A 12548-nucleotide genomic window follows, 5' to 3' on the forward strand; every position below is an offset into this window, starting at 1 on the left:
TCTACTCCGTTGCAACGTGAAACTGTTGTTGCGTTTATGAGACTTTTAGATGGCTTACATCAAGAAGCGTTAGCAGATTTCAAAGAAACATTAGAAACATTGTGCGAAGCGTGCTTTATAGAGAAATGTTAGAAAATCCTATTCCCTAACTTTTATTTACGCGTCCCTCACTGTAAAAAAGCTGTATAAATACAGCAAGTTATTTTTACATAAAACTTACATGTTATCCGTGAATGGTATAACGGTAAATCCATTGAACACCACGATCTTTACGCTTCATAAAGGAGTAAGCAGGCGCATATTTGCTAGCTCGTGGGTGTTGCTACAATCCTTGGCATTTGAGACGGTTCATTAGGGGTATTTTTAATCATTTCTTAATAGTTTTTATCCAAAAGGGCTCTGCCCGCTTGTAACTTGCAAGAGATATGGTTTTTGTTGCTTCAACATGGAACGGGTCTGAAATGAAATAATCTTACGCTATTCTGGATTCTTATTTAACATGTAAAACAATGAACACTCTTTATAAATCAATGTATTGTCTTATGGTGGAGTTGGTGTGGCATTGAGATTTTAGAGGAAAAATATGCCTTTAAGAATTTATAACAGATAGCAAGTTTTTATAGCAGGTATATTGAATGCAGATCATCTAAAATAAATGGAGCGTCCACAGCGAAGAAGGGGCTGACTTTTTTAAAAATCTGCATGAATGCTTATTCTGTTGTGCTGTAAAAATATCATCGCTTGAAGTGTGGTGATATAAGGCACAAAAGCTTTATGCATGGGGTGTTTTGATGAGAGAATGCTATGGTATTCAGTTTTTTATTCAATATGTAAAAGAAACATTATAAGTTAAAATCTTCTTTAATGTGATAATGATTTTTGAGAATTAAAAAAAATATAAGTTTAAATAAAAGAGCAGCACAAAGTGCTGCTCTTTTATTTAAGTTAAAATTAGCTTCTGCTTTAGAAACGATAACGTATCCCGCCAGACAAATTGGTGCCAGATACACCGGCTTTTTGCAGTTTTTGCCGATAGCTGATATCGGCGTTTAATACAATATTTTGAGAAAGATATGCATTCACCCCCATGCCTCCCTCAACTGAAGAGCCGGTAGGATCAACATGAAAGGTATCAGCAATTTTTATGGTTTTACCATCACCAAAAGCTCTGATTACATTCATTTTACCATAGAAGGAGACAGCCTTATTTTCTTCAGCAGCCATTATAGTTTTTGTTAAACGTCCACCAATCCGCACCAACCATTGATGCGGGTTGCCCATGTCTACTTTTAAGCCATCGGCATCTGAGAAGATATCAAACATGAGATTTTGATAAATGAATTGTGCTTGTGGTTCAAATACCAATCCTTTTGTATTGGTCGCTAATTTCTGACCAATGGTTGCAGATATATTAAGCATCTCAGTACCATCCAGTTTTGCGGCATTTCCAACAAGAGCTGTGGTAATATTTCCTTTTAACTTTCCGTAAGAAAGAAGTGTGTTTACATATATACCATTGCTATGTTGGATGCTGCTGTAAGCGGCAAGAGACCATTTATCAAGTGTTGTCTTTTCAGAATCTTGCATCTCTTTTGGCGTAAAGGCAAGTTTTCCGTATGTTCCTAAAAAACCAAAATGTGTGCTTATGTCTTTGCCTTCCGAGGCGGCTAATATGGCACCCAGTTGTAAAGCAGTATAGTTTACATCAGCACCATAACCATAATGTAGTGGATCGCGGTTGGAAGATAAGGTGACTTTCTCGCCGTAGGAAGAGAAAAAGATACCATTCTTTTTATTGTCTTTTGCCCCAAATACTGTTGTTCGCATATTGTCTAACAACGTGTTTTGATTGCTGACATCAGTAAATCCAGCAGAAAATAAAGCATTAGATATGGTTAAATAGTTTGCTACCTGTGGTAAAAGTGCTCGAACTTTTTTATCCTTATCAATGTAGGCATTCTGTAAGCGGAAATCCCAGAAATTACTGTTCTTACCAAAAAGGTTTTGGCTCTCATGAGATGTTCCAGGTTTATAGCCTGTAAGTACATACTTATAAGGTTGTTTCCCTACTGTCATATAGTTTCCTGCTAACGTGAAGGAATTTTCGTTTGCTTGTCCGGAAACTTGAATGATTGAAATCCCATGTGTCCCTAAAGGAAGTGACGCCATGTGTTCTCCCCAAACAGCAGAGCTATCGGTTGTTTTTTTATCTGTTTTTCGGAGATTGATGCGAACAACAGTACGCCCTGAGACATCACCATTAATCACAATGCGATCGGTTTGTTGCTCCGTGATAGGAGAATGTTTATTCCATTGAGTATTTACATAAATTTCTGCAACACCTGTTGCACTGTAAACCGCTGCTGTATGAGCTATTTCATTTCTTTTCGGAAGATTAGGTCCTATAAACAGAGTTTGATAATGTCCTTCCACTGGCTTGTCAAACATAATGGCACTGTCTGTAAGGCGCAATTCAGAAAGGTTAGAGTATGATTTTTTATCAACACCAAACTGTACATGGTCATCTGAAACATTATCATTATTTTGGGCGTTTTTATTCGCCTTTAAAAGCCATTTTGTCCCTTCTTTTAGATCAAAAACAGTTCTATTATCTTTAGAAGTTCTCACTCCACCTTCTAAAGAAGAGTGGTTAGAAACCAGTGTAAGGGTGTTTGTGAAAGCATTTTCGTTTTTTATATTTTTTAATAAAATATCGGCACGAATTTCTGAATTTTTAAGGTTGACTTCACCGTTTATGCCTGTTCCATAAAGGTTGATACCTCTACCATGTTCAACGAAAATCCTTGTATTCTCTAGAGTTACTTTATCGGCAATATTGGCACCATCTTGTTCTTGAACGGCGTTGGCATTCCTTTCAGCATTGGGTGTATATCGTTTTCTAGGGGCACTATACGGATTGTTGCGGAAAATAATACCGTCCACTTCATGATTACCCGTGACATGTACGCTTGAATCTTTCAGTTTGATTGTTCCCTCTATGTTTAGCAAACCAACTGTTTCTGTTGTTACAGTAATACCTGTAGCATCAATTTCTCCACCATCTGATACACTTAGTGCAACAAAACGCGCATCAACTGTTCCCCCTATCATGTTGATTTTTGAATTATTTCCCTCTGCATGTACAGCAAAACCATTGTCTTGAATTTTTTTGTTATGTAGCGTTATGGTCTTACCGTTTTCAGCCTCAATTCTGGAGCTTATATCCTCAATTTGTGTAGACTTTTCAGGTTGTTTTATTGGTTTTTTAAGCTCTGATTTTTCAGATATTTTTTGTGCAGAGGCAGATTGTACGGGCGCTGGTTTTACAGATTTTGGTGGTACCGATAATGCTGGTTTTCCAGTTTCTGGTCTTAAAGATATTGGCTGTGCGAGTTCTGGTTCTTTAAGCGCTGGCGATAGCTCTGTTGCCGGTTTTGTAGGTTCCGCTCTTGTAGGTTTTAAGTTTATAGGTGTTGGTTGTAAATTCGGTGCAGGTTGAGGAGGTTCTGACTGTGAGGATACAGCAGAATTTTCGGACATTTTTTCTCTGGAAGAGTTTGTAGAAGAGGTGGAAACACCCGAACGTCTTCTAGATTTTACTTCCATTCCTGCTGTTGGAGCTATTTCTGTCGTTGGAGATTGTGTAAGAGTATCTTGTGTGGCTGTAGGGTTAGATTGTACACCTTCTGCCACTTTAGTCTTTGATGTTTGTGTATTTCCTTGGCTAAGATTAGAGTTTTGTTTTGAAGAAGAAATTGTATTTCGAACTAAATTTCCTTCAAGTTTGGTTGTGGAAGGTAGAGTGCTCGTAGGAGTAGGCGTTGTAGATTCACTCTTTGTAAGAGGAGGGGGTATGATCGTTCTTGTAGAGCTAGATGTTAAAGGTGGATATGAAGATGATGCATTTGAATGAGCGGGTTGTGGAGACGGGAGATCTATTGTAGGTTGTGCATTCGTATCATGAAGAGCATAAGACAAGCTGGTGGAAGAACAAAACAGAACTCCAGAAACTGTGTATAGTAAAAAACTTTTTTTCATATAGATGTATTCCTAAATATTTCCCCTCTCTCATAAAAGATAAAACTTTAACATCATTATGTTTCTTTTGTAAGAGACAAAACGAAACATAATGAGAGTGCTTTATATTTCAAGATGCGAATACAAGTATTTTTAAAAGTGATAGCGCATTCCAGCGGAAATATTTATTGCAGATATGCCCGCTTTTTTGAATTTATGTTGGTAACTGAGATCACTATGAAGCTCGATATTTTGAGATAAGTGTGCCTGAATACCAAAACCACCTTCGATTAAAGATCCCATAGCAGCAAGCGGAAAGTTTTTACTAAAAGTTTTGATCGCGTTTAGTTTGCCGTAGAAGGAAAGGGCATGGCCTTTGTTTTGCGTCAAACGTCCACCAATACGGAGCAACCATTGATGAGGTTTGCTTATGTCTATTTTAGAGTTATCGTCATCTGAGAAAGAGCCAAGCATGAGACGCTGATAAACAAGTTGTGCTTGCGGTTCTATGATTACACCTTCCAAACTGGTTGACAGTTTTTGACCAACAGTTGCAGCGGCCCCTAATGTTTTACTATTATTTACTTTTGAGGTATGTTTGATGGAAGCTTTGGTGTTATTTTCTTTGAAAACTCCATAAGAGAGAAATGCACTTGCATAGATGCCGCTGTCATGCTGAACGTTTCCATATGCGGTGAGTGACCATTTATCAAGCATATTCTTATGAGAGCTTTCTTTGTTTTTAAGACTAAAAGACAATTTCCCATATGTTCCGAAAAGACCAAAGTTACTGCTGATATTTTGATCTTTTAGCGCTATTAATGTCGCCCCTGCTTGCAATGCAGCATAGCGAATGTCTGCTTGAATATCATTTTGTTCTGCTTGAGCCTTAGAAGAAAAGGTGTTCTTATTGCCATAAGAGGATAAGAAAATGCCTCTCTCTGGATCATCTTTGGGTTCAAACATTGTTATTTGCATATTGTCTAACAAGATATTTTGATTGTTGACATCAGAAAACCCAACAGCAAATATTGCGATAGGCATGACTAAAGAGCTTTCTTTTTGTGGCGTAAGAATTGTTCTTTTTTCTGCCAAATCAAGAGAAGCAGAAGTTGCGGCTGCTTCATTATCTGTAAGTTTAGAGGTGCTCTCGGTATCAGCGGGAGCGCTTCTTTTAACTTTTGTGGGTAATTTCACATGAGCTTTTGTGGATGTGTTAAGAGTCGTTTTTTCTGCTTGCGTTGGTGTGTTTATTAAATCAAGGGCATGGTGTGTTTGAGGGCTTAGACCAGAGGCAATACTGGTAGATGTGAAGTTAAAAGAAGAAAAAAACAAAGCACAAGCGGCTGTACATAACAAAAGATTCTTATGCATAGAGATGTTCCTTAAGATATTTTCTTTTTTTGCTAAAAATGAACCACTTTTTGACACACTACGTTTTTTGTAATGTAGTAAAATATAAGCAGCACCGTTTTCATCTCAGCGCTGCTTATGTGTCAAAATACAGAGCTAAGATTTCTAAAAGCGATAACGCATTCCACCGGAAAAATTAATTCCAGAGATACCAGCTTTTTGAAGTTTATGTTGGTAATTAACGTCAGCATGAAGTGCGATATTTTTAGAAAGCTGCGCGTTAATGCCAAGGCCACCTTCAAGGGAAGAGCCCATAGAATCGAGATGGAAAGATTCAGTAATATCGATAGTGCGCTTCTCACCAAAAGCTTTGATGACATTCAATTTACCATAAAAAGAAAGAACACGATCTTTTTCAATGGGGAGCATTGTTTTCGTTAAACGCCCTCCAATACGGACTAACCATTGATGAGGGGATTTTATATTAACTTGGAAGCCATCGATATCCGAAAGAGTGCCAAATACAATACGTTGATAAATAAGTTGTGCTTGTGGTTCAAAGGACACCCCTTCAACACCAGTTGCTAGTTTTTGTCCAACGGTAGCTGATATATTTAATGTATCCGTATTATTTAACTCTGTAGTGTTGCCGATAAGGGCTGTTGTAATATGTCCGTTTAAAATGCCGTAAGAGACAAGTGCATTAACATAGAGACCATTGTCATGGTGGAGGTTCCCATATGCCGTAAAGAACCATTTATCCAGTATGCTTTTGTCAGAACCTTCCATATCCTTTGGTGTAAAAGCAAGCTTTCCATATGTGCCTAAAAGACCAAGATTCGCAGTCATGTTTTGATTTTCTAACGTTGCTAATGTCATGCCTGCTTGTATAGCAGCATAACGAACATCCGCACCATAACCATATTCCAATGGACTACGGCTGGAAGATAACGTCATCTCGTTGCCATAAGTTGATAAGAAAATCCCTTTCTTTTTATGACCTTCTAATCCAAAAACTGTTGAGTGCATATTATCTAACAGTGTATTTTGATTATTTATATCAGCCAAGCCAGAGGAAAATATTGCATTATGCATAACCAAATAGCTTGCCATTTGAGGAACAAGAGCTTTGATCTTTCCTTCATCATCAAGAGTCGCATTCTGCAAGCGGAAATCCCAGAAATCCCCATTTTCTTCTAAAGGGGCTTGTTCGTTGTTTACTTTCCCAAGAGATGATACATTAGTATTTTGCGCATCTTTCTCTTTTGATTCCTGTGATATTCTGCTTAAATGACTTTGTGCCTTATCGGCTTTCCCATGGTTGGATGTTGGTCCATAGCCATTGAGTACGTATTTATAAGGTAAGCCTTCCATTGTGGTGTAGCCATGGGCAAGTTTGAAGGAATCTTCATTGGCTTGCCCAGAAACTTGAATGAGAGAGAGACCACGCATATTCAAAGGAATAAAACCTTCTGCTTCTTCATTATTGAATGGTTTTGCAGAATTTGAAAGATTATTGAAATAGACTGTTGTGGTGCCTGAGACATTACCATGAACGAGAACACGGTCAGTTTTTTGTTGTTCTTTTGTAAGGCCATTACTCCATTCGGTATTAAAATAAATCCTCGCGTTGCCCAATGCATTGTAAACTGTTGTTGCATCAGAGCTCCTGTTTTGCTCTGCTTTCGCAACTTCAGCTGTTGGTTGTTTTCCCACGTGCAAGGTTTGATAATGATTGTCTGCTAGTTTATGTGGTGCATTAAATATGATAGAGCTATTATTAAGGTTTAAGACTGAAACGATTGATTGTGCACGTTTCTTAAGATCAAGGAGCTTGTAATCAAATAGACTAAAACTATTTTCCAATTCAAATAGACTAATTTTTAAATGCCACTTGCTGTTATTGTTTAGGGTAAAAATCGTTGTATTTTGAGGAAGCGTTTTTGCTCTTCCTTCCATAATCGAATTATCAGCGTCTAATGTAAAAGTAGTAGGCTGAATCTCGACGAAGGGTGAGACTTCATTTTTTAATAACATATCAGAGCGAATTTCTGAGTTTTTAAGGTACACTGCGTTAGTTTTAGAATAATAAGGTCCGAAAATACCTACACCGTCGTTTACAAGAAGTTTTGTATCATTAAGAATTGCTTTGTTTACAACTTCTTCTCCTTCTTTTATTGTAGAGCTTAGAATATAACCAAAGTTGATACCATAGGCTTTGCTATGGCTTGTGACGTTTAATGTTGAATCTTCAATATGGATTGTGCCGTTTGTGAGTGATAAACCCTGCTCTTCTGCCTCTCCCACAATTCCTTTGGCATTAATTTGACCAGCTGACGTTGCAGAAAGCAAAGTAAAGCCTGAATGCATTATTGAGTTTGTAATGGTAATATGACCTTTCTTAGCAACTACGGCATCATACTTACCACGAACAAAAACATTATGAAGACTCTTCTCTTCTCCATTAGCTACTTGGACCGTAGGAATCTCAAGAGGTTGTTTATTTGCATAAGTTGGAGCAAAATGAGAAAAAATGAAAGTTCCAGCAATTGTACATAACAAAAAATTTTTCTTATAAATATATTTCTTACACATAGATATGCCTTTAGTATTTGGTATGCTTTGAATGCTTACTTCATTCCCCTGATGGCGCAAGTACACGACCGATTTTATATCATTATGTTTTTATTGTAAATAACAAAACGAATTATATTTATGGTGTTCTCTATGATTTGAAGTTTTTCTTAAGAAAAGCTTTTTTCATGATCATAAAAAGTCGGAAAAAATCGATTTCATAAAACCTAGCTTGATAAGTATTTTTGTTTTAAAGTGCTAAGAACCAAAATATTTTGCAAGGATGTTTATTGCTTAAGGCTATTGTTAGGAGAACTCTAAAAAGCTTTCAGGTCGTTTTCTTGCATATAGAATTATTCACTATGAATTTTTTTTGATGAAAAAAACTAAAATATTTTGTATTTTTTATTGATATACAACAATTTTTATTGAACCCATTCGATTTTTATAAATCAAAAAGGCAGTTCTCTTGAGACTTCAATAGTCATTGAAAGATAAAAAATTTTATTGCATTTGGTTTGAATGAAATTAATTCTTTTAAGAAAGCTGTATAGAAAGAACCGTTATTAATGGTTCTTTCCGGAAGATTGCAAAAAAGCAGTACATTCGTACCGCTTTTTTATTAAAAATGAATAGACTATAAATTTTTTTGCCTTTTCTTAAAACTGATAGCGTATTCCGCCTGAAAAGCTTGCTCCAGATATACCAGTTTTTTGAAGTCTATGTTGATAGTTAACATCAGCATGAAGGGCGATATTTTGTGATAATTGTGCATTTACACCAATTCCACCGTCAACAGAAGCTCCCATAGAATCAAGGTGGAATGGTTCACCAATCTGTATTGTGCTATTGTTAGAAAAAGCTTTAACAACGTTTAGTTTACCATAGAAAGAAAGGGTAGAGTCTTGTTGGCTAGAAATCGTTGTTTGTGTTAAGCGCCCACCAACACGCACTAAGTATTGATGAGGATTTCCCATATCTACATCAAAGCCATCGACATCTGAGAGTGTGCCAAGCATGAGACGTTGATAAACGACTTGTGCTTGTGGTTCAAAGACCAATCCTTTCGTACTGGTTTCGAACTTTTGTCCAATGGTCGCCGATGCACTGAATGTATCAGCGTTTTTCAATTCTGCAGTCTTTCCTATGAGAGCTGTAGTGATATTTCCCTTGAACATTCCATAGGAAAAGAGAGCATGGATATATGTACCATTATTATGGCGCAGTCCACTATATGCAGCAACTGACCATTTATTGAGTGTACTCTTGTCAGCACCTTCCATATCTTTTGGGGTGAAAGCTAATTTCCCATATGTTCCGAAAAGCCCTACATTGGTGGTCATGTTTTGATCTTCTAGAGCTACTAATGTAAAGCCTGCTTGTAAAGCAGCATAGTGAATATCGGCACCATAGCCATATTGCAATGGCGTACGGTGAGAGGATAATGTCATCTTATTGCCATAAGTCGAGAAGAAGAGCCCTTTGTTTTTATGATTTTTTTTCTCAAAGCCTGTTTTTTGTGTCGTGTTCAGTAAAGTGTTTTGATTGTTTACATCAGCCAGTCCAGCTGAGAATAGTGCGTTAGGCATGGACAAATAGCTTGCCACTTGAGGAACGAGAGCACTGATCTTTCCTTCATCATCGAGCGTTGCACTTTGCAAGCGGAAATCCCAGAAATTCTGATTTTCTCTCAAATGGTTTTGTGTGCTCCCTATTTGCTCAGAATTTGGTGTTGATTCACCTTTTATATTATTCTCAATCTTTAAAACCATTCCACCTAATACAACGGGGGTCGTGTCGGTTTTTGAGGACTTTTCTTGTGATTGTTGAGTTACTTCTCCTAAATGGCTTTGTGTGCTCTCTGCTTCTCCAAGACGTGATGTTGGTCCATAGGCATTTAAGACATATTTATAAGGCAAACCGCCCATTGTGACATAGCCATTTGCTAGTTTGAAGGCATTTTCATCTGCTTTTCCAGATACTTGAATGAGCGACAGTCCACGCATATTCGCGGGAATAGAAGCTTCTTCTTTTGATGGCTCACCTTTTGAAAGGCTATTGAAGCTAATTGTTGTGGTACCTGATACATCCCCATGGACAAGAAGGCGGTCCGTTTTTTGTTGTTCTCTTTCTAAACCATCACTCCATTCTGTATTGAAATAAATTCTTGCATTGCCTACTGCATTATAAACGGTTTTTATAGCGGAGTCCCTGTTTTCGTGTGAATTAGGGAGCTCAATTGTTCGTCCTACACTCAAGGTTTGATATTGACCCTTTGCCAGCACATGTGGCGGATTAAACACAATAGAGCTATTATTAAAGTTCAGTACTGAAACGGTAGATAGCGCTCGTTGCTTAATGTCATGCAGTGCATAATTAAATAAACTAAAATCACGATTTACGTCGTATTGACTTACATTTAAATACCATTTGCTATTGTTGTTTAAATTAAAAACAGTCGTATTTACGGCTAAGGTTCTTGCTCTTCCTTCCATAATCGAATTATCGGCAGTTAATACAAAAGTTACAGGATGAGGATCTGGATCTGTTTTCTTTTTTACATTGTTTTGTAATAATACATCAGAACGAATTTCTGAATTTCTAAGTTGAACCTCGGCAACAGACTTTGAAGATGATGGTCCTAAAATACCGACACCATTTTTCACAAGAAGTTTTGTATTGTTAAGAATTGCCTTATTGATAACTTCTTCACCATCTTTCACAAAAACATCTAAAATGCTATGAAAAATAATACCGGATTTTCTTTTGCTTTCTATGAATGAATCTTCAATGTTAATGATACCGTTTGAAATCGATAGACCAGTATACAAGGCATTGACTTTCACTTCTTTAGCATTAATACGTCCACCTTGTGATACGGCAAAAGCAAACGAAGCTGAATGTATTGTTGAATTCGTAATTGTGGCAATTGCCTTTTCAGAGGCGTGTACTGCGCTCAATCCATTGCGGATAAAAACGTTATTAAGAGTCTTTTCTTCTCCTTTCTCCAGCTTAAACTCACTAATAATTTCAGGAGGTTGTCTATTTGCATAAGTTGGAGCAAAATGAGAAAAAATGAAAGTTCCAGCAATTGTACATAACAAAAAATTTTTCTTATAAATATATTTCTTACACATAGATATGCCTTTAGTATTTGGTATGCTTTGAATGCTTACTTCATTCCCCTGATGGCGCAAGTACACGACCGATTTTATATCATTATGTTTTTATTGTAAATAACAAAACGAATTATATTTATGGTGTTCTCTATGATTTGAAGTTTTTCTTAAGAAAAGCTTTTTTCATGATCATAAAAAGTCGGAAAAAATCGATTTCATAAAACCTGGCTTGGTCAAGTTTATGCTAAAAACACTATGAAATATGATATTTAAAATTGTCTATTAAGGATAATCGTTATGAAAGCTCTATAGCGTTGAGGTGTATTATTTTATGCACTCACCAAAACGATCAGCAAATTTTCTCTGCTATAAGAAGAAGAGATGAGGGGGGCTATTTACAGGCTTTCTTAAAAGAGACTTTTCCTTAAGGGTAGTAGCCTATTTTTCTAAGGCTGCACTGCCCATTTCGCGACGGTGGTTATGAGGGCTATAAAGCTAAAGCCATAGAGTCCTATCATCTTTACGCTTACGAAAGAGCAAGCTGATACCTTTACGCTTAATAAAAGAACAAGCCCATCACACACTTTGCTAGCTCCCAATGTTTTTGAGAAGCTCTTGGTTCTTGAGCAGTTCATTATAGGACGGCTTAAGTTTTTCTTACATAACTTCGCTCCACACGCCAGCCCCGCTTGTAACGTGTAAGAAAATTTTTGATTGATTCAACAAGAAACAAGTTTGAAATGAGAGCATCCTACGATATTTGGGACTCTCATTCAACATGAGAAATAAATAATTATCTTTATAAATCAATATATTGTATAGAATAAGAGGGATAAGTATTGTCAAAATGGTTGGCCTAAAAAAATGGTACATGGAAATATAAATGAATCCTTACAGGTGGTGTTAAGCTAATGGATTGAAGAAACAGGAGAATAAATATAGAAAAGGTATGAAGAGAGAGCTTCTTTTATCATTATCTTTTCCAATGTTTTTTTCTTTATATTGTCTAAAAATACACTTTGCTTAGCTTTATAGACAAATTCGATAATGAATATGCCGCGGAACTCGTGTAAATGGAGGGAAGGAGATCATTGAGGAGAAAAGCAAAAAGTTTCGGGGGATAAGGATAGTGGCTTACATAGATTAAAAAAGGCAGCATATTGTGCTGCCTTTCTGTTAAATTGAATAGAATGAATAGGCTATTTTTACAGCCTTGATTTAAAACTGATAGCGTATTCCACCTGAAAAGCTAGCACCACTTATACCAGTTTTCTGAAGCTTTTGTTGATAGCTTACATCACCATGAAGGGAGAAATTGTGAGATAGTTGTGCATTGACGCCAATACCGCCTTCAATTGCAGGTCCCATAGGATCAAGGTCAAAGTCTCTACCAATATGAATGGTACCGTCATCACCAAAAGTTTTGATCAAGTTTACTTTTCCATAGAAAGACATAGGACGGCTGTTTTCAGTGGAAATGGTTTT

General features: G+C 36.8%; 6 protein-coding genes. 1 reads left to right on the forward strand and 5 read right to left on the reverse strand.

The window, feature by feature from the left end:
- Positions 1-963: 963 nt before the first annotated feature.
- Positions 964-3540 carry an autotransporter outer membrane beta-barrel domain-containing protein gene (locus ACFIJP_RS07870; RefSeq protein WP_404978543.1) on the reverse strand — a complete coding sequence of 859 codons (2577 nt, stop codon included), beginning with the start codon at positions 3538-3540 and terminating at the stop codon, positions 964-966.
- Positions 3541-3568: 28 nt separating this feature from the next.
- Here ACFIJP_RS07870 and ACFIJP_RS09825 point away from each other — a divergent pair, with 28 nt between their 5' ends.
- Entirely contained in the window at positions 3569-3913 is a 345-nt protein-coding gene (locus ACFIJP_RS09825) for a hypothetical protein (protein ID WP_404978544.1), read from the forward strand.
- A 257-nt stretch (positions 3914-4170) separates the two neighbouring features.
- Here ACFIJP_RS09825 and ACFIJP_RS07875 read toward each other — a convergent pair whose 3' ends face one another.
- The 4 genes from ACFIJP_RS07875 to ACFIJP_RS07890 form a co-directional block, all read right to left on the reverse strand.
- A complete protein-coding gene (locus ACFIJP_RS07875) occupies positions 4171-5391 on the reverse strand; it encodes an autotransporter outer membrane beta-barrel domain-containing protein (protein WP_375626793.1) in 1221 nt (406 codons plus the stop codon).
- Between the two features lie 144 nt (positions 5392-5535).
- Positions 5536-7965, reverse strand: a complete 2430-nt coding sequence (locus tag ACFIJP_RS07880) for an autotransporter outer membrane beta-barrel domain-containing protein (protein WP_375626795.1) — start codon at positions 7963-7965, stop codon at positions 5536-5538.
- Positions 7966-8603: 638 nt separating this feature from the next.
- Entirely contained in the window at positions 8604-11081 is a 2478-nt protein-coding gene (locus tag ACFIJP_RS07885) for an autotransporter outer membrane beta-barrel domain-containing protein (RefSeq protein ID WP_375626797.1), read from the reverse strand.
- A 1200-nt stretch (positions 11082-12281) separates the two neighbouring features.
- Positions 12282-12548: autotransporter outer membrane beta-barrel domain-containing protein (locus ACFIJP_RS07890; protein WP_375626799.1), on the reverse strand; the 267-nt coding region annotated here is incomplete at its 5' end.

This window comes from Bartonella sp. MU37NMGALS (genome assembly GCF_042194015.1).
Classification (GTDB): domain Bacteria; phylum Pseudomonadota; class Alphaproteobacteria; order Rhizobiales; family Rhizobiaceae; genus Bartonella; species Bartonella grahamii.